This is a genomic window from Williamsia sp. Y853, from assembly GCF_056786495.1.
The window spans coordinates 823,778-842,182 of sequence record NZ_JBXCJC010000003.1 but is presented as its reverse complement, the minus strand read 5'-3'; the positions used below and the strand labels follow the sequence as shown (position 1 = coordinate 842,182).

The following is an 18,405-nucleotide window of genomic DNA, read 5'->3' as shown; positions in this document are numbered from 1 at the left end:
CGCGCACCGTGGCGCCGAGCGGAAGACAACCGAGATGACTGATGATCGCACCGTGGTGAAGACCACGAATGGCCCGGTTCGCGGACTCGATGACGGAACCACCACGTCGTGGCGTGGAATCCGTTACGCCGCACCGCCGGTGGGTCATCTACGGTGGCGTGCGCCCGTGCCTCCCCAGCCGTGGACAGATGTTGCCGACGCGACGGTGTTCGGCGCGGTGGCACCACAACCCAGCAACCCCGTGATCAGACTCGGGGAGGACGTCATCCAGGACGAGGATTGTCTGAGTCTCAACGTCTGGTCGGCGTCGACCGTCGGGCATGCAGACCGGCGGCCGGTGATGGTCTGGCTCCACGGCGGCGCGTACATTTTCGGATCGTCAAGCCAGCCGCTCTATGACGGTCGAGCACTGGTGTCCGGCGGTGATGTGGTGCTGGTGACGGTGAACTACCGGCTCGGCGCCCTGGGATTCCTGGACTTGTCGTCGTGCAGTACCGACGATCGGACGTTCGACTCGAATCTGGCTCTGCGCGACATCATCCTGGCGCTGGAGTGGGTCCGCGACAACATCGCGGAGTTCGGCGGCGATCCCGATCGGGTGACGCTGTTCGGCGAATCGGCCGGTGGCTCTTTGGTGACCACCCTGTTGACGGTCCCGGCGGCGCGTGGACTCTTCTCACGGGCGATCGCACAGAGCGCTCCGGCGACGTCGGTCTATGACAGCGCCCGCGCGGCGCGGGTGGCAGGGATGTTTTTGCGGGACGTGGGGGTCGAGGGGGACGACGTCGGGGCGCTGGACGACCTCGAGGTGGGCACAATCGTCGCAGCCGGTCAGGCACTGTTCAGCGACGTACCGGCCAGTACGCCGGGCACGCTGGCGTTTGCGCCGACAGTCGATCGAGACCTCCTGCCGGACTACCCGTTGGCGGCCTACCGCGGGGGAAAGTCCCACCCGGTTCCCCTGATCATCGGCACCAACAAAGATGAAGCATCCCTGTTCAAGTGGATGAAATCGCCGCTGATGCCGATCACACCGGATGCGATCCGGTCGATGTTCGCCGAGATCGCCAGTGAGCAGCCAGGGTTGACCCTGCCGACCGAAGCCGAGATCGGCTCGGCCTACACCGGTATGAAACTCAAGGCCACCGGCCTCGCGGTGGCGCGCGACATCGGGTTTCGGATGCCGACGCTGTGGCTGGCCGACGGGCACAGCGCGGTGGCCCCGGTGTATCTGTACCGATTCGACTGGGCCACACCGATGTTGCGTGCGCTTCGAGTCGGAGCCACACACGCAACCGAGTTGCCGTATACGTGGGGAAATCTGGTGGTCGGCAGTAAAGACATCACTTTCAAACTCGGTGGGATGAAGGTGGGAAAGGCGTTGTCTGCCCGCATGCTGAAGCGATGGGTGTCGTTCGCCGTCGAGGGAGTTCCGAAAGGGCTGCCCGGAGATCCGGATTGGCCGGCGTACGAACCCGAACAGCGAGCGACGCTCGTGATCGATCGAGAGGATTCGATCGTCGACGACCTCGACAAAGACCTGCGCGAAGCCTGGGGCGACGACGTCCTGAACTTCCTGTAACAGCTCACCCTTTCAGATCTGTCGCGATAACCCCGTGATCGCGTGAGCGTCTCCTGAATTTTCCTTGGCGCCAGAACGAATAGGCTGTGCGGCATGGACCGCGCGCCACGAGCACCACGACATCGCATCGATCCGCGGGCCCGGTTGTACTGGCTGATCGAGTGCGCTCTCTGGTTGGTCGTGAGTGCGATCACACTGTTGCTGCCTGCGATCATCTGGACCGCTGTGCGTCCCGGCTTCCTGATCGCCTTCGCTGTCGTCGGGACGGTGCTCCTGTGCTGGTCGGCGACGATGCCGATCTTGCGGTACCGGGTCCACCGGTGGGAGGCGACGAGCACAGCGGTCTACGCAAAGACGGGATGGCTCTCACGGGAGTGGAAGGTCGCACCGCTGTCAAGGGTCCAGTCGGTGGAGGCCAAACGCAACCCGCTGCACCAGCTCATGGGATTGGCGCAGGTCTCGGTGACAACGGCATCTGCGCACGGCGACATCATCATTCAGGGTCTCGACAAGGATGTTGCCGACGACCTGGTCGCCGAGCTGACCGTGGCAACGGAGGGAACCGTCGGAGATGCCACATGAGTGAAGTTCCAGTCCAGGAGATTCCGGCAGAAGGGGACTGGCAGCGCCTCGACAGCGGGATGATCGGCGCGGCGTTGATCCGGATGGCCATCCTCATCGCTCCGGTGGCGTTCGGGTGGGTGTTTCTGGGACAACGTGATCCATCCGTCGCAGGCACGCTTGTCGTATTGACTGTCATGGCGGTGCTGGTGCCGACCTTTTACATCTTGCAGTACCTGCGGTTTCGATATCGGCTGACCGCCACGGAACTGCAGATCACCTCAGGTCTGTTCGTCCGTCGTACACAGCGGATCCCGCTGCACCGGATCCGGACCGTGGACATCATTGCGAAACCCGTTCTGCGGCTGCTGTCGCTGGCGATTGTGACGATCGGAACGGGGGAGCAGGTCACGGCGCGGAACACGGCACTGCGCTTGGATGCGGTGAGTACGACTGTTGCGGCCGCGCTCCGTGCCGATCTGCTGGCTGCAGCCGGAATGCACCGCGCCGGACCACATGGCGCCGGGACGGAGACGGTTGATTCTGTACCGGTGGTCCTGCGGTTGCGGTGGGTGTGGATGGTCTACGCAATAGTCGGGGTGTGGTCGCTGGTCGCTCCGGCTGCCATTTTCGGATTCGCGTACCAGGGCCTGCAGATTTTGGGTCGCAGTCCCGATACCGTTGTGGGCTGGTACTTTTCGGAGTACCTCGAGCAGGTGTCGTTCGCGCAGTGGTTTCTCACCACCGTCGGGCTCTTTGTGCTGATCGGCGTCGTCGGTGCGGCGGCGCTGTTTGTCGAAGCCTGGTGGAACTACATGCTGGTGTATGAACAGCACGGACGGTTCGTGGCCACCCGAGGGTTGCTGACCACGCGTTCTTTCACCGTCGATCAGTCCAGGCTGCGTGGCGTGACGGTGTCCGAGGCGCTGACGACCCGACTTCTGGGAGGGGCTCGGCTCGTCCCGATTCTCACCGGTGTCAGCGCGGATCAGCAGAACACCAAATCAGGGGTATTGGTGCCGACCACCACCCGCGACGTGCCGATCGTGTTGGCCAACACCTTGTTGTCGCAGGAGGTGCTCAGTGCCGAGCGACTCGGAAGTCATTGGCTTCACCGGCATCCGCCTGCAGCGCAGCGGCGCATCATGTTCCGCTACCTCGTGCCCGTGGTTGTCACCACGGCGGTGCTGGCCGTGGCCGTCTACCTGTGGTCCTGGCCGCCCGCGCTGTTCGTCCTTCCGGTTGCGGCCGCTGCGGGGCTCTATTCGGCGGCCATCGGAAACTATCGAGGCCTGGGCCATCGGATCGAGGACGGCTACCTGTTCAGCAGGCGGGGATACTTCTTTCGGAGGTTCGACGCTGTGCAATTGCGTGGCGTGAGCGGCGTTGCGGTGTGTCAGACGATCTTTCAACGACGGCTCGGTGTGGCATCGGTCATTGCAACCACCGCCTCGGGTGAGAAGGCCTATCACGTGGTCGATGTCGATCTGACGACCGCGACGGATCTTGCGGTCAGGCTCGGTGGTCATTCATTTGTGAGCTGAGCGCGACCAGTGACTCAAGGTACGTGGCGACACCGTCGTCGTCGTTGCTCGGCAAGACCGTGTCGGCAACTGCCAGTGTGTCGGGTGCCGCGTTGGCCGGACACAGTGCGACCCCGGCCCACAGCAGCATCGGTAGGTCGTTGATCGCGTCACCACAGGCGGCGACTTCGGACGGATCGATACCCCACTGGGTGCACAGTCGCGACAGCCCGGTGGCCTTGGAGACACCGTCGGCCGCCATCTCGAGATACGGAGCGCCGGAATGGGTGGGCGTCACTTGCGGCATGCCTGCCGCGGCGACCGTGCGGAACAAGTGTTCACTGGTCACCTCGGGATGCCTGGCGACTATTTTCACGATCGGTTCGGTGTCGAGTACGGACGAATCAGACAGCTCCATCGTCGCCGGGTCGCGATGATGATCGGTGAACTCGCACAGCGCCGCGTAGTCGGGATCGGCAACAAATCTCGTGGGTCCGACAGAAGCGAAGACCGTTCCGGGGACCAGCGCACGCACCCGTGACATCGTGTCGTGCGCGATGTGTACCGGTAACGGTTGTACGTCAATGACTTTCGGAGTGCCGTCGGCGAGGTCGAGGAGGACAGCACCGTTGGCCGCGACCGCGAATCCGCGGAAGCCGCAGGAGGCCGCCAACGTGTGGACCGAGTGCTGTGCCCGGGCGGTCGCCCACACCACGACTATGCCCGCCTCGGCTGCCGCGGCCATCGCCGCCGCTGTTCTTGCGCTCACCGCTCGGTCGGAGTTGAGAAGTGTTCCATCGAGGTCGGTTGCCACCAGGCGAATGCTCACTCGTACATGATGCCAACACGGCTCAGTGGTCCTGTACGCTCACGTACCAATCAAGAGTTACATCCTGGATCACAGTGTAACGTGAATCTGGGTCTGACCAGCTGAGAAGGGGACCAGTATGGACACCGCAGTGCCGGTGTTGACGGCATTACCTGAGCCGTTGCGTGATCCGGTGGCCCTGGCGATCCCGTTCTTCATCCTGTTTCTGTTGATCGAGATCGCGGCAGCCCGCGTTCTCGAACATCGGGAGGCCGATGATCTCGAGAAGTCGACTGGTGGGGGGCGACCGGGTCCCGGTGCCTATCTGAGGGCCGATGCGCGAGCCAGTATTTCGATGGGGCTGGTCTCCATCGTCACCACCGCGCTGTGGAAGGCACTTGCACTTCTGGTCTACGCCGCGCTGTTCGCCTATGTGGCGCCATGGCAGTTGTCCGCCGACCAGTGGTACACGTGGGTCATCGCCCTGGTCGGCGTTGATCTGCTCTATTACGCCTATCACCGGTGCGCCCATCGGATTCGCCTGATCTGGGCCACGCACCAGGCACACCACTCCAGCGAGTACTACAACCTTTCGACGGCCCTGCGGCAGAAGTGGAACAACAGCGGCGAGATCGTCATGTGGTTGCCGTTGCCGCTCTTGGGTGTGCCGCCGTGGATGGTCTTCTTCGCGTTCTCGGTGAGTCTGGTGTACCAGTTCTGGATTCACACCGAACGCATCGGGCACCTGCCACGTCCGGTTGAATTCGTCTTCAACACCCCGTCACATCATCGCGTGCACCACGGCCGCGATCAGGAGTACCTCGACAAGAATTACGGCGGCATCCTGATCATCTGGGATCGCATATTCGGGACTTTCCAGAAGGAACTGCATCGGCCGCACTACGGGCTCACCATGCCGGTGGACACCTACAACATCTGGCGACTGGAGACGCGCGAGTATGTCGCGATCGCCGGCGATGTCCGGCGGGCGGCGCGGTGGCGGGACAAACTCGGGTTCATCTTCGGCCCGCCGGGATGGCAGCCGCGACAGTCCGCCGCCACTGAGGTCATGTCGGCGAGCTGAGCAACCGACGTCCCCGGTGTCGGTGCCGATCGCTACCGTGGGTGAGTGTTGCTCGCAGAGGTTGTATCCACGAGTGCGGCTGTGGCCGGCACCCGGTCGCGGAAAATCAAGTCGGCCGCACTTGCTGCGCTGATCAAGGCGTGTGCGCCCGACGAGGTCGCTGTTGTGGTGTCGTGGCTGTCGGGCGAAGTGCCGCAGGGGCGTCTGGGTATCGGATGGCGGACCCTGGCCGACGCGCGAACCGAGCCTGCGGCGGATGCCACGTGGACCGTCGCCGAGGTGGACCAGCTCTTGACCGAACTGGCCCAGACATCCGGTGCGGGGTCTGTGGCCCGTCGAAAAGAACTGCTCACGAGGCTGATGTCCGCGGCCACGGACGATGAACAGACTTTTCTCATCCGTCTACTCACCGGCGATATGAGGCAGGGCGCGGGCGAAGGGGTGATGACCGACGCAATTGCGGTCACAGCCGACCTATCTGTTGACGTGGTCCGGCGTGCTTTCATGCTGTCCGGGGATCTGGCGGTGACAGCTGTCGCCGCGATCAGCGGTGGGTCGAAAGCGCTGGGGGAGTTCGCCCTGAGCGTGGGTCGTCCGATACGCCCCATGCTGGCGTCTCCGGCCACCTCACTCGCCGATGCCCACACCGCGCTCGGCGGTGCGGTGAGTGTCGAATACAAGCTCGACGGTGCCCGCATTCAAGTGCATCGCAAGGGTGATGAGGTCGCCATCTACACCCGCACACTCAACGACATCACCGGCCGAGTACCTGAACTTGTTGATCTGATACGCGAATTGCCCTGCGAATCCGTGGTTCTCGACGGTGAGACGCTGGCTTTGAACGACTCGGGACGTCCACGCCCTTTTCAGGAGACGATGAGCCGGTTCGGTGCCACGTCCAAACGTGAACTCCTGCTGCACCCGTATTTCTTCGACTGTCTGCACCTCGACGGCGTCGACCTGCTCGATGAGCCCTTGTCCGATCGGCTGGATGCTCTGGACCGCGTTGCGTCCCGGCATCGCATCCCGTCACTCGTCGCCCCGGACCTCGCGGCGACCGAGATGCACCTCGACGCCGCGCTCGCTGCCGGCCACGAGGGCATCATGATCAAGGCCCTCGACTCGGTGTACGCGGCCGGACGACGCGGCAAGACCTGGCAGAAGGTCAAGCCTGAGCACACGTTGGACCTGGTGGTGCTCGGTGCGGAATGGGGATATGGCCGTCGCACAGGCTTTCTGTCCAACCTGCATCTGGGTGCGAGGGATCCCGACGGCGGCGACCCGATCATGGTCGGCAAGACGTTCAAGGGTTTGACCGACGAACTGTTGCGTTGGCAGACAGACGAATTCCCGAAACACGAACGCAACCGCGACGACCACACGGTGTACCTGACGCCGGCACTGGTTGTCGAGATCGAACTCGATGGTGTGCAGGTCAGTTCGCGCTACCCGGGTGGGGTGGCGCTCAGATTCGCCAGAGTTCTCCGCTATCGACCGGACAAGACTGCGGCGCAGGCCGATTCGATCGATGCGGTCCGTTCCCTGTTACCCGGCCGGTGACCGGCAGTGTTCTGAGCTGGGGAGTATCTCAGATCGGAAAGGCGACCCCGGTCAACTCCTCCGAGACTGTCCATAGCCGCTGCTGGACGTCCACTTGATGAGACTTCGGGCTGGACGTGACCAGCACAGGATTGCCGCGTTGTTCCATGAAGCCACCGGGTCCGTAGTACTGGGCTCCCAGCACGCCAGGGTCGCTCGAGGCGCGCAGGATCGGTAAGGCCCCCATGTCTGCGGACTGGAAAAGGAACTTCGCGGCCAGGTCCTGAGCCCAGCGGAGCTTCGCGGGAGTGTGTCGGGTCAAATCGGTATTCGCGCCGCCAGGGTGGGCCGCGACGGCGATGGTGGTGGTGTCCGCGGCCGCGAGTCGTTTGTCGAGTTCGTAGGTGAACAAGAGGTTGGCCAATTTCGACTGTGCGTAGGCTGCTGCCGGGGAGTAGCTGTGTTCGGAGTGCAGGTCTGCGAAATTGACGCCGGCCCGGACCTTATGGCCCAGGCTGCTGACCGTTATGACTCGTGATCCCTCGACAGGTAGCAGGTGGTCGAGGAGGAGCCCGGTCAGCGCGAAATGTCCGAGATGGTTGGTGGCGAATTGCAATTCGTAGCCATCTTCGGTGACGGTCTTGGGAGTGAACATCACCCCGGCATTGTTGATCAACAGATCGATGCGGGGGTGCATGGATCCGAGCACGGTTGCGGCGTCTCTGACTGATTGCTGTGATGCCAGATCCATTTCCTGGACAGAGACTTTCGCGTGGGGGTGGGATGTGAGGATCCGTTCGGCGGCTTCCTTGCCCTTGGTCGTATCGCGCACGGCGAGGACCACGTGTGCTCCGCTGCCCGCGAGTACGAGTGCGGTCTGGTATCCGAGACCCCCGCCGCCGCCGGTGATGATCGCGACGCGGCCGCTTTGGTCAGGTACTTCGGTCGCGGTCCATCGACTACTCATTGGATGCTTCTTCTTTCAGATCTGGCGGTAGAGGAGTGCCCAGCTCGACTGAGGGACGAGCTGAGCGCTCTACCTGGGAGGCCCCAGCAACTGCTGATCTTTGCTCAGGCGTCTTCGTCGGACATCCAGTGCACGAAGCGCTGAAGCGAGTACATGGCGTCGTGGGGGCTTCCGAGGACGTGTTTGGCCGCGGACCCCAGACGGACGACGCGTTGCGCGCCGGCGCAGGCGAGTCGATCGCGCAGCGCGGTTTTGCGTTCGTAGGGGTAGATACCGATCGTCTGTGTCGCGACATTGACGAACGGAACTGCAGCATCGAGTGATTCGACGTGGACGACGTTAATGGTCTTGCCGCTGGGGTGAAAGGAGACTCGTTCATCGGAGAGCACGACCATGCCGGCTCCGTCGAAGGTGCCCCACACTTTGTATTCGCCGCCCATCATCTGAAGCATTTCGATCTCTTCGCGCATCTCGGAAGGGATTGGTGGTGCTGTGGCGGAGGCGGTCTCGCGATCGACACCCAGGCGTTCAACGAGCTTCGCGCAGTATTCTTCGATGCCTTTGCGGTCGCCTTCGGCATACACGAATCGGCTCGCGAGGCAGGCTTCCTGGTTGAACAGTGTGGCGTCTTCGGCAGTCTGTTCGGCCACCGCTTCGATGGTCGCCTGGTCGGTGAAGGCTTCTTTGCCGAGCATCGAGATCGACGTCTTGGGGTCGAACGACACGAGTTGCAGACCTGGTCCGAGGTAGCGGATGACGTTGTCGATGGCCGGTCCGCCGCCCCAGGCTGCGATCTTGTCGAAGTACTGCGGGCGGTACAGGGTTCGTTCGATGGTTTCGTCGCCACCGCGCCAGTAGATGGCTGACATCGAGCGCACAACCGGGTGGTCGGGATCAATGTCGGCCATGGTGCGCAGTACGGCGACGGTGGTGAACGGGTCGCTCGATGGCATCTTGAAGAGGTTGACCGCCTTGACCAACGCGCCCTGGGCAATCGAGGAGACGCAGCCCGCCGGCGAATTACCTGCCAGCATGTGGACCATGCGTGGTGGGAACGCGCGGATCGCTCCGGAGTTGCCGTGGATGTCGGTCCGTGAAACCCAGCCGTCGAGGGCGGCGGGGTTTGCGAAGTTCGACTCGATCATCGAGGTGAGCATGCCCCGTTCGAGTAGATACGGCGCACCGCGGTACAGGTTTTCGACCACGCGACGTGGTAGTGGATTGGTCTCCACGACGCGTTCGAGTGCTTCCTGCATATACGGGTTACGGTCCAACGCAAGTTGTTCGCCGGTCTCGACCAGGAAATCGATGATGTCGTCGACCTTCACGTCGAGCAGGGGCGGAAGTTCCGAACGCGGTTGGATCAGCTGGTCCAAATCGATTTCGGGCGTGGTGAAGTCGACGCCGAGGTCGCGTGACCGGTGCCGGACCGAGGCTTCGGTGACGAGTTTGCCGCGAATAAAGAAGTGTGCGGCGACAGCAGGTTCTTGATCGGTCGGTTGAGAATTGAGGTCGATACTCATGAAATGCCCCGAACGTAGGCGTCGGTGGTGCCGGAGCAGCTGATCTTGTCGCCGCCGGGCAGATCGGAGTATCGGCTGATGTTGTCGCGGATGGAGGGGCTGCGGTTCCCGCAGGCGCAGGGGTTGTAGTCTGCGACGATCTTGTCGCCTGAGATGACACCGTTCCAACGGCCATCGAGGGACAGGTCGAAAAACGCTGCGCGCCCCTCGATTTCTCCGGTCGACGACGGAAGGAGATTTTCACCCGTCTCGTCAAGGAGTAGCAGCATCAACCATGGCGGGACGTGATAGCGCTTGGCGCTGCATCGTGGCATGGCAGCGTTGATCTCCTGCATGCCGTACATCTGGAACACGCGCTCATCTGCGAGGTTGAAGGTCTCCATGATGTATTCGAAGTAGTCGGGTGGGAGGTCTGCCCCTTTGAGCCCGCCGCCGATGTAGATGGTGTTCTCTGGATGAAAGTCGTTGCCGCCGAATCCCATTTCGCGTACTGCTGCTGCGATCGGATAGAGCGAGGCAAACATTCCTGACAGCAGCATCTTCTCGTTGCGGCCGTTCACAAGGGCTTCGGCGGAGATCGTCAACGCCTGTTCCATGATCTGCTGACGCGCGGCGGAGGTTGCCTCGAACTTGGCCATGTCCGCGGGCCGTGCGGTGCCGTCGGCCATGGCTTTGCGCAAGGTCACCATGCTGGTGATCTGGCCGATCGTGATCGGCGGGACCGGATACAGGAAGGGTTCGGAGTCCGGGGACGTGAAGCCCTCGATGAGGGCATCACGGATCGTGAGATTGCGCGGCGCCGTCGCTGTCGGAGCCAGGCCATACAGCTTGCGGCCGTCGCCCGGCGTTGATCCCGAACCCCAGGCGAACGAGCGAATCAACTCACGCCGATTCCATTCGAGGTCCGCTTGTGAGGAGTTCATCATCGCCGACTTGCCGGTGGTACCACTGGAACAGGACAGAAAATGCCCGGCACGTTCCAACCTGCCGAGCCATTCGTCGATATCGGAAACGTCTTCTAGATCAACATTTTCCACCGGGTTGGTGGATATTGTTTCGAGCCATCTGCCGAGCCTGTCCCACTTCTGTTCGACAAGCCACCCCTCGGGATAGCTCTTGTAAGCGGTGTGTGCGAACAGTAGCGGGACGAGGTCTTCCTGCGTCTTCACCTCAGTGATGCCGGCCTCGTCAGCGCGGTTCTGCAGCAGTCGGATTCGTCCGAGCCGATCCTGAAACAACTCGTTCGCCGCCTCCAGCTGAAGAGGTAGCAACTCGGCTGCGGGAACGTCGTAACATTCGTTCGCATCCACCATACTGGTCAACCTCGTGAGGGCCGACCCCGTATCGAGCGATGTGGCCATCTGATTTCCCCTTAAGTTATGGACTGTCGGTGGACTGCACTTAACCGTATTGGCACCATCGACGTATACTTATTGAGGAAATCGGGTGTCCGGTCCTGCCAGAGGTAGACGTGTCGATGCACGTCGAAGCCGCAATCCGCGCTATTTTTGGACGGATGACAACACGTCGAGGACGGCCGACCCATGCCGAGGCCAAGGAGTTGGACCAGCAGTTACGCGAAGCTGCGGTTGCGACCTTCCTTCACCACGGCTACGACGGCACCACGATGGAAGCGATCGCGCGCGCTGCGGGGATCACGAAGCGGACGCTCTACGCCCGTTATGCGGACAAGCACGAACTCTTTGTCACGGTTATTCCATGGGCGCTTTCGCGTCTTGATGAGCAAGACGTGGTCCACGAACCCGAGGGTGACGACGTGGCCGCATCGCTCATCGCGATCGGTCGCGCGGCGATTGCCCGCGCCGTGGATCCCCGGACTACGCAACTCATGCGGCTGGCGATGTACGAGACTTCCCGGTTTCCCGAGTTCGATGTCAAACCAGAATCCATGGCGTGGTCAGCCCAACATCGGGCTGTCGCCGACGCTCTGCGCCGTCACCAGAGTCGACAGGGTCTCGTGATCGCCGATGTCGAACTGGCGGCGGAGCAGTTTCTTGCCATCGTCGTCGTCCTGCCCGGTCGGCTGGCCGACTTCGGGGTCTTCCGCTCACCCGAGGAAGAGGAACTGCGCCTTCAGCACGCGGTCACGCTGTTTCTGTATGGCATGCTGCCCCGCTGAGCACTCGCGGGGCTTGGTCACTACGAATGTCGAGCCGGCGGGACCGGCTGATCGATGCTGAAATTTTAATATCCGGTTTCGTGTACATAATCGATTTCGGGGGTTATGCTCGTCACACCTTGCGCCATATGCCCAGGTCAGGCGAGCGGAGTCTTCTTCGCGACGCGATCTGCCGGCGTCGGCAATGCACTCCACCGCAGGGGATAGTGCCATCAGGCGAGCCCAATGATCCCGGGAGATTCCATGTCCGACTTCGATTCGATCGATTACTTCACCAACGCGTCGATTGTCGATGATCCGTACCCCTACTACGACCACTTGCGGTCGAAATGCCCCGTTCAGCGCGAACCGGTTCACGATGTGATCACGGTGACCGGCCTCGAGGAAGTGGTCGAGGTCTACCGGGATACGGAAACCTACTCGGCCTGCAACTCGGTGTCGGGACCCTTTCCTCCACTTCCTTTTGTACCGGAAGGTGATGACATCGGCGCTCAGATCTTGGAGTTCCGTGACCAGATGCCGCTGAGCGAACACATGGTCACGATGGACGCTCCGGAGCACACGCGCGCTCGAGGGCTCCTCAATCGTCTGTTGACTCCCAAGCGACTCAAGGAAAATGAGGAGTTCATGTGGCGCCTTGCGGATAGTCAACTCGACGAGATTGTTGACAAGGGTAAATGCGAGTTGATCGAGGAGTACGCAAAGCCGTTCTCGCTGTTGGTGATCGCTGACCTGCTCGGTGTTCCGTCGGAGGACCATGAGATCTTCCGTGATGTGCTCGGCGCACCCCGAAAAGGTTCGCGCCCAGGCACGTTGGAAAACGAACCATTGATGCACAACCCGCTCGCGTTTCTCGATGACCGGTTCACAACGTACATCGAAGATCGCCGCCGCGAGCCTCGCGATGACGTACTCACCGGCCTCGCCAACGCCAAATATCCAGACGGTTCAACTCCCGATGTCATCGACGTCGTGCGTTCGGCGACCTTTCTGTTCGCCGCCGGTCAGGAAACCACCGTCAAGCTGATCAGCGCCGCGCTCAAATTTGCCGCCGAGCGTCCAGACCTGCAGCAGTTGCTCCGCGAGGACCGGAGCCGCATCACGCTGTTCCTCGAAGAGACCCTCCGGTTGGAAAGCCCGGTCAAGAGTGATTTTCGGCTTGCTCGCACCAGCACGACACTCGGTGACGTCGAGATTGCCGCCGGGACCACGGTGATGTCCGTACTGGGCGCGGCCAACCGCGATCCGCGTCGTTTCGAAGACCCCGATCAGTTCAAGATCGATCGCCCGAATGTTCGCGAGCACGTCGCGTTCGGGCGTGGAGTCCACTCGTGCCCTGGTGGACCGCTCGCTCGCGCCGAGGGCCGAATCAGCCTCGAGCGCATGCTTTCACGGATGGGTGACATCACGATCTCCGAGACCGAGCATGGTCCGGTGGACGACCGCCGCTTTTCCTATGAGCCGACCTACATCCTGCGCGGACTGACCGAGTTGCACCTCGAGTTCACACCTATCTCATGAGCGGGTCACGACGGTAGTCGCCGCAGGTTCCGACTGATCCACTGGCGGCGCGGCGCAGGAACTCCGCGGTCGGTATGCAAGTTCAGTGGCACAGCCTTGCGCATGTGCCCTTTCGAAATAGGAGGAGCAAGTTGAAACCACACCACTCGGTCATCGCTTTGATGGCCGTTACGCTGATCGTCGCCGGCTGTAGTAGCCGTAGCGACGACAGTGGTGACAAGAACGACGGCGGCGGCGGTACGTCCGCGGCTGGAGAGGCCTCAGCAACCGCATTCGGTGACCTGGGTGAGATCTGCGGCACCGGATCGCCGAAAGGTTCTCCCGCACAAGGGGTTACCGGCACCGAGATCCATGTCGGTGTAGCATCGGACATCGGCTTCACCAAGGTTTCCGAATTTCCGGATGCGGCGAAGGTCTTCACGTCGTGGTGCAACGAGCAGGGCGGAATCAACGGTCGCAAGATCGTCGCGACCACCCGCGATTCGAATCTGCTGCAAGTGCGTCAGCAGATGGTGACGGCTTGCCGTGAGGACTTCGCCCTGGTCGGCGGAGGCCATGCGTTCGATGGACTGGGCGTCAAGGAACGTCTTGGGTGCGGGTTGCCGAGCTTCCCGGCTCAGGTGGCTCAACCACAGTCCGTGGGCTCAGACCTGGAGGTCAGCGCATCGCCGAGCCGGGTCGCCGGCTATGACCCGTTCTACGGCATGGGGGAGTGGCTCATCCGAGATGCCTATCCTGAATCTGCTGGTGCGATCGGGATCATCAGCGGCGATTCACCGGTTGTGAAGACCACTGGCGATCAGTCGGAAGAAGCCCTGACGGCGGCGGGGGGCACCGTGATCTATCGCGATTCATATCCCCCGACGGGGATCGCCGACTGGACGCCCTATGCGCAGACCATCAAGAACAAGGGTGTGAAGGGTCTGTTCTTCTACGGGACGCCGGAGCAGTTGGCGAAGCTCGAAAGTGCGCTCACCGACATGGATTACAAGCTCGATTGGATCAATCCGGGAAACAACGCGTACAACGACTCGTTCATCGAGGCATTGGGCACGTCTGCCGGCGAGCAGAACAATGTGGTCGAACTCGGCGGAGTTGCGCCGTTGGAGAGTTCGGATGAGGTGCCGGCGATGCAGCAGCTCCATGACCTCTACAAGCAATATGCGCCGGATGCAGAATTGACGTTGCCGTCGATCCGAGCATTCTCTGCGTGGCTGCTGTTCGCCAAGTCGGCGGCAAGTTGCGGGGATGCTCTGACGCGGACGTGCACCTACGACGCCGCTATTCAGGAATCAGCGTGGACAGGTGGTGGCCTCACGGCGCCGGTCGATCTGACACCGGGTGCCGCACCGTCACCCTGCTTCAACGTCGAGCAGGTGACGCCGGACGGCTGGATAGCCGCCGACTTCCAACCTGACAACGGTCCGTATCGCTGCAACATTCCGGCCTACAAGTACCAGAAAGACTATGGCAAGGCGATGACACTCGCTGATGTCGGCAAAACCATGGCCGACATCAACTAGAGGCCGTCACCGGGTAGCGACTCTGCGAGTCGCTACCCGGTGACGAAGATCGCATCAAGACGGCGATGCGCGGGCTCCATGAACGATTCCTGGGTCGCCGCCGCTCAAATCTGTTGTGCGAGTTCGACAACCCTGTCACGCGCGGTCTTCGCGGAATCAGTGGCCTGCTCGGTGAACGGGTCCAGAGCAGGGATCCGTCCGACGAGAGTCAGGTCTGAGGTCACCACGTCGACTTTCATACCCAGAGCTGCACCGAGGACCTGCACCAGCGGGGGCACGGTGTGGTCGAGGCCTTCGTCTTTTGCGCCGGGCCCATATGTCAGGCCACGTGAGGAGATGATGACCACCGGGATTCCGGCGAATGGCTGATCGGGTGTGTCGTACGGGGCGGTGGTTCCCAGGACGTGGATGTGGTCGATCCAGGCTTTGAGCGTCGAGGGAATCGACCAGTTGTACATCGGAGCGCCGATGACGACTGCATCGGCTGCAGATACCTCGGCGATCAGTTCGGCCTGCAGCGCTTCGGCTTCCGGCGCCACATCCTCGGCATCAACCCGGAGTCGCGGCGCGTAATGCAGGCCGGCATCGGAGATATGCGGTACCGGATCGGCGTGCAGATCCCGATACGTCACGGTGCGGCCCTCGCCGCTCCCGAGCCAGGTGGTGGCAAAGAGTTCGGTCAGCTCGCGGGAGGTCGATGTCTTCGGGTTGGCGGATGAATCGATGTGCAGCAGCGTTGGCATCTGTTCATTCTCGTTGTTGCCGGCGACAAAAGCACAAACTGCAGTCATAAGCACACGTTGCAACGTGTGTTTATGACTGCAACGTGTGCTTTTGCGGGGTCAGGGGGTGAGGTTCTCCCGGAAGATGCTCTCGAGGGTGTTGAAGTGGCGTTCGTCCGCGTCGGCGCGGTATGCCGGGATGTCGGACATCGTGAAGCCGTGTGGCGCATCCGGATACACCTCAGAGGTGTACAGCAGACCTGCTGCGTCGAAAGCCCGTTCCAGGATCTCGATCTTCTCGGCCGGCATCGACCGGTCATTGTCGGCGTGCCCGAGGTACAGGCGCGCCCGCGCGTTCTTGGCGACGATATGGGGGCTGTCGACGGCGTCGGTCACGAGATTGCCTCCGTGGAACCCGGCAGCTGCCTTGACTTGATCCGGTCGGGTACCGGCGGTACGCAACGCCAAGGCCGCACCCATGCAATATCCGGTGACACCTATCCCGTCGCCGCTGACCTCCGGGAGCCCGAGCAGTCGATCAACGTATTCGCCGACGTCCGCGGTGGCCAGGCCCGAGCCCAAGGAACGTACTCGGCCCATCGCGCCGGACATGAACTCATCGCGGTAGGCGGGATCGTTCAGATCCCCCTGCACCGCGAGGTCCTCGATGGTGCCGTGGCGGTAGAAGGCGTTGGGGGCCATGACGACAAAACCCCAGCCGGCAATCCGGTCGGCCATCTCATAGATGCGCGGGCGAAGACCGAAGGCATCCATATACAAGAGGACGCCGGGATGAGAATTCTCATCCGGTCGGGTTACATAGGCTTCCGCAACGCCGTGTCCGGCCTCGATCTCGATGGTGGTGCGCAACATGGACACAACGCTACCGGGGCCTCCCGGGCCGGTTTCGACGGGTCAACCCTGCGCTCTCACGAAGTCGGGCTGACGAACTCGGGTTGGTCGAGCAGTCGCAGCCAGCTTCCGTCGGCTTGTTTACGCGCCACCTGGGCGCGGGCACCGGCGCCGTCTCGCGGCGGGGTCGAAGTCAGTGCGATATTGCCGCTGACCAGCGTCGGCAGTGGTTCTTCGGGTCGGAATTGTGGACGGTGGGACAAGACTTTCGACCACAGTTCTTGGATCGCTGCGCGTCCCACAGTCTGCTCGCCGGGCGGATACGCCATCACCGCATCCTCTTCATAAAGCATGGCAACACCCTCGGCGTCACCGGCATTGGATCGCTCCACGAACAGCCGAGTCAGGTCTTCGGGACGCTGCGCGGTCTCTCGAGGTGACATTGTTCATCCTTTCGTAGGTGTGATTCCAGCCTCGCTCGACAATTGCGAGAAGTCCAATAGATTGTTCTGACACATACTAGAATCTGGAGTTATGGAACTGAGGCAGTTGGAATACTTCATCGCGGTGGCCGAGGAGGCAAACTTCACGCGTGCGGCCGAGCGGGTTCGGATCAGCCAGTCCGGTGTGAGTGCCCAGATCCGGCAACTCGAACGAGAACTCGGCGCACAGTTGTTCGATCGATCGAGCCGGGTCGCCCGGCTAACCCCCGCGGGTGAGGCCGCGCTCGGCCCAGCACGAACGGCACTCGCGGCGGTCGGCACAGTGGGTCAGGCGGTCGATGACGTGAGCGGGCTGTTGCGGGGCCGGTTGTCGATCGGGATGGTTGTCGGCTGCACGATCACACCGCTCTTTGCCGCGATCGAGAAGTTCCGCAGTTCGTACTCGGGCATCGAAATCGCGGTCCAAGAGGCGAATTCGGACCAATTGACCGACGACGTCCGAAGTGGCAGGTTGGACGTCGCGATTGTCGGCACCGCGGGTCCGGTCGGCGATGATTTGCAGGCATCCGTGATCGTCAGTGAGGGACTTGTGGCCCTGGTGCCGCCTGGTCATCACCTGGCAGATCGAAAACGCATCGCGGTGACCGATCTGGCGGGCGAAGCGTTGGTGGCGATGCCGGTGGGGACCGGCCTGCGATCGGTGCTCGACATCGCTTGCACTGCGGCCGCTTTCTCGCCCATGGTGGTGATCGAGGCCAGCGCTGGGGACGCGGTGCTGGAGTGTGCTGCCAGGGGACTGGGGATCGGAATCCTGAGCGAGTCGATGGGCGCGGACCATCGAGGGCGTGTTCAGGTGGTCCCGATCGTGGATGTCGGTGTCCCGGCACAATTGTCCGCGGTCTGGTCTACGCCGACGAGCCCCGCGGTGCAGGCATTCATACCGATTCTCCGAGAGGTATTCGACCTGTGATGGAAGATCATTCGTTCACCGAGCCCGAGCGCTCCGCGGTCTATCGCGTCATCGCCGAGCGTCGTGACATGCGCACCTTTGTCCCGGGCGCAACCGTCCCCTCAGATGTCCTCGAGCGGTTGCTTCAGGCTGCGCATGCCGCGCCCAACGTCGGCTTGATGCAGCCCTGGCGATTCATCCGGATCACCGATCCGCTGTTGCGGAAGCAGATTCACAGCCATGTGGATGACGAACGCCGACGCACGGCACACGCCCTCGGCGAGAGGGCTGATGAGTTCATGGCACTCAAAGTCGAAGGCATCCTCGAGTGCGCAGAACTATTTCTTGTTGCGCTGCGTGATGGCCGCGAGCGTCACGTGTTCGGTCGTCGAACCATGCCGCAGATGGATTTGGCCTCGGTGTCTTGCGCAATCCAAAATCTGTGGCTTGCAGCACGTTCCGAAGGACTCGGCATGGGTTGGGTGTCGTTGTTCGAACCGGGAGTGCTTGCCGAGATCGTGTCACTGCCTGCCGGCGCCGAACCGGTTGCGGTGTTGTGTCTCGGGCCCGTTCCCGAGTTCCCGGCGCGCCCGGTGCTCGAGATCGAGGGGTGGGCCACAGGTCGCCCGCTGAGCGAGTTCGTCGGCGAAAACGGATGGTGATCGCCC

Annotated in this window: 17 protein-coding genes; 10 read left to right on the top strand and 7 right to left on the bottom strand. The window is 62.2% G+C overall.

The genetic code is table 11. The annotated features are described in order from the left end of the window. The first annotated feature begins 34 nt into the window (after positions 1–34). The 3 genes from AC1TPF_RS20105 to AC1TPF_RS20095 all read left to right on the top strand — a co-directional run bounded on the left by AC1TPF_RS20105 (position 35) and on the right by AC1TPF_RS20095 (position 3,687). Positions 35–1,582 carry a carboxylesterase/lipase family protein gene (locus AC1TPF_RS20105; RefSeq protein ID WP_482139746.1) on the top strand — a complete coding sequence of 516 codons (1,548 nt, stop codon included), beginning with the start codon at positions 35–37 and terminating at the stop codon, positions 1,580–1,582. A 93-nt stretch (positions 1,583–1,675) separates the two neighbouring features. Continuing rightward, a complete protein-coding gene (locus AC1TPF_RS20100) occupies positions 1,676–2,164 on the top strand; it encodes a PH domain-containing protein (RefSeq protein ID WP_482145086.1) in 489 nt (162 codons plus the stop codon). Then, positions 2,161–3,687, top strand: a complete 1,527-nt coding sequence (locus AC1TPF_RS20095; protein ID WP_482145085.1) for a PH domain-containing protein — start codon at positions 2,161–2,163, stop codon at positions 3,685–3,687. Before AC1TPF_RS20100 ends, AC1TPF_RS20095 begins: the two co-directional genes overlap by 4 nt. Here the strand turns inward: AC1TPF_RS20095 and AC1TPF_RS20090 are convergent. Then, complete coding sequence (locus AC1TPF_RS20090) at positions 3,656–4,495, bottom strand: HAD family hydrolase (protein ID WP_482139741.1); 840 nt, start codon at positions 4,493–4,495, stop codon at positions 3,656–3,658. The genes AC1TPF_RS20095 and AC1TPF_RS20090 overlap by 32 nt on opposite strands. 118 nt (positions 4,496–4,613) lie before the next feature. On the opposite strand from AC1TPF_RS20090, the gene AC1TPF_RS20085 reads away from it, so the two are divergent. After that, positions 4,614–5,558, top strand: coding sequence for a sterol desaturase family protein (locus AC1TPF_RS20085; protein ID WP_482145084.1), 945 nt, complete (start codon positions 4,614–4,616; stop codon positions 5,556–5,558). A gap of 45 nt (positions 5,559–5,603) precedes the next feature. Continuing rightward, positions 5,604–7,118, top strand: a complete 1,515-nt coding sequence (locus tag AC1TPF_RS20080; RefSeq protein ID WP_482145083.1) for an ATP-dependent DNA ligase — start codon at positions 5,604–5,606, stop codon at positions 7,116–7,118. A gap of 28 nt (positions 7,119–7,146) precedes the next feature. Here the strand turns inward: AC1TPF_RS20080 and AC1TPF_RS20075 are convergent, their stop codons facing one another. The 3 genes from AC1TPF_RS20075 to AC1TPF_RS20065 all read right to left on the bottom strand — a co-directional run bounded on the left by AC1TPF_RS20075 (position 7,147) and on the right by AC1TPF_RS20065 (position 10,948). Further along, positions 7,147–8,064, bottom strand: a complete 918-nt coding sequence (locus AC1TPF_RS20075; protein WP_482145082.1) for an SDR family NAD(P)-dependent oxidoreductase — start codon at positions 8,062–8,064, stop codon at positions 7,147–7,149. Positions 8,065–8,168: 104 nt separating this feature from the next. After that, positions 8,169–9,587, bottom strand: a complete 1,419-nt coding sequence (locus tag AC1TPF_RS20070) for an acyl-CoA reductase (RefSeq protein WP_482139735.1) — start codon at positions 9,585–9,587, stop codon at positions 8,169–8,171. Continuing rightward, complete coding sequence (locus tag AC1TPF_RS20065; protein WP_482145081.1) at positions 9,584–10,948, bottom strand: hypothetical protein; 1,365 nt, start codon at positions 10,946–10,948, stop codon at positions 9,584–9,586. Before AC1TPF_RS20065 ends, AC1TPF_RS20070 begins: the two co-directional genes overlap by 4 nt. Before the next feature lie 155 nt (positions 10,949–11,103). Here AC1TPF_RS20065 and AC1TPF_RS20060 point away from each other — a divergent pair, with 155 nt between their 5' ends. The 3 genes from AC1TPF_RS20060 (at position 11,104) to AC1TPF_RS20050 (ending at position 14,771) form a co-directional block, all read left to right on the top strand. Beyond that, positions 11,104–11,727, top strand: a complete 624-nt coding sequence (locus tag AC1TPF_RS20060) for a TetR/AcrR family transcriptional regulator (RefSeq protein WP_482139731.1) — start codon at positions 11,104–11,106, stop codon at positions 11,725–11,727. 243 nt (positions 11,728–11,970) lie between these two features. Continuing rightward, positions 11,971–13,248, top strand: a complete 1,278-nt coding sequence (locus AC1TPF_RS20055) for a cytochrome P450 (RefSeq protein WP_482139729.1) — start codon at positions 11,971–11,973, stop codon at positions 13,246–13,248. A 131-nt stretch (positions 13,249–13,379) separates the two neighbouring features. Then, positions 13,380–14,771, top strand: a complete 1,392-nt coding sequence (locus AC1TPF_RS20050; protein ID WP_482145080.1) for an ABC transporter substrate-binding protein — start codon at positions 13,380–13,382, stop codon at positions 14,769–14,771. A gap of 104 nt (positions 14,772–14,875) precedes the next feature. Here AC1TPF_RS20050 and AC1TPF_RS20045 read toward each other — a convergent pair whose 3' ends face one another. From AC1TPF_RS20045 to AC1TPF_RS20035, 3 genes are all read right to left on the bottom strand, one after another. Then, entirely contained in the window at positions 14,876–15,514 is a 639-nt protein-coding gene (locus AC1TPF_RS20045; RefSeq protein ID WP_482145154.1) for an FMN-dependent NADH-azoreductase, read from the bottom strand. Between the two features lie 99 nt (positions 15,515–15,613). Further along, positions 15,614–16,366, bottom strand: a complete 753-nt coding sequence (locus AC1TPF_RS20040) for a dienelactone hydrolase family protein (RefSeq protein WP_482145079.1) — start codon at positions 16,364–16,366, stop codon at positions 15,614–15,616. Positions 16,367–16,422: 56 nt separating this feature from the next. Further along, positions 16,423–16,788: a YybH family protein gene (locus tag AC1TPF_RS20035; RefSeq protein ID WP_482139725.1), complete on the bottom strand. Its 366-nt coding sequence runs from the start codon at positions 16,786–16,788 to the stop codon at positions 16,423–16,425. Between the two features lie 91 nt (positions 16,789–16,879). Here AC1TPF_RS20035 and AC1TPF_RS20030 point away from each other — a divergent pair, with 91 nt between their 5' ends. Further along, entirely contained in the window at positions 16,880–17,758 is an 879-nt protein-coding gene (locus tag AC1TPF_RS20030) for a LysR family transcriptional regulator (protein WP_482145078.1), read from the top strand. Then, positions 17,758–18,399: a 5,6-dimethylbenzimidazole synthase gene (gene bluB / locus AC1TPF_RS20025; RefSeq protein ID WP_482139722.1), complete on the top strand. Its 642-nt coding sequence runs from the start codon at positions 17,758–17,760 to the stop codon at positions 18,397–18,399. The genes AC1TPF_RS20030 and bluB overlap by 1 nt, the downstream gene beginning before the upstream one ends. The last annotated feature ends 6 nt before the right edge of the window (positions 18,400–18,405 follow it).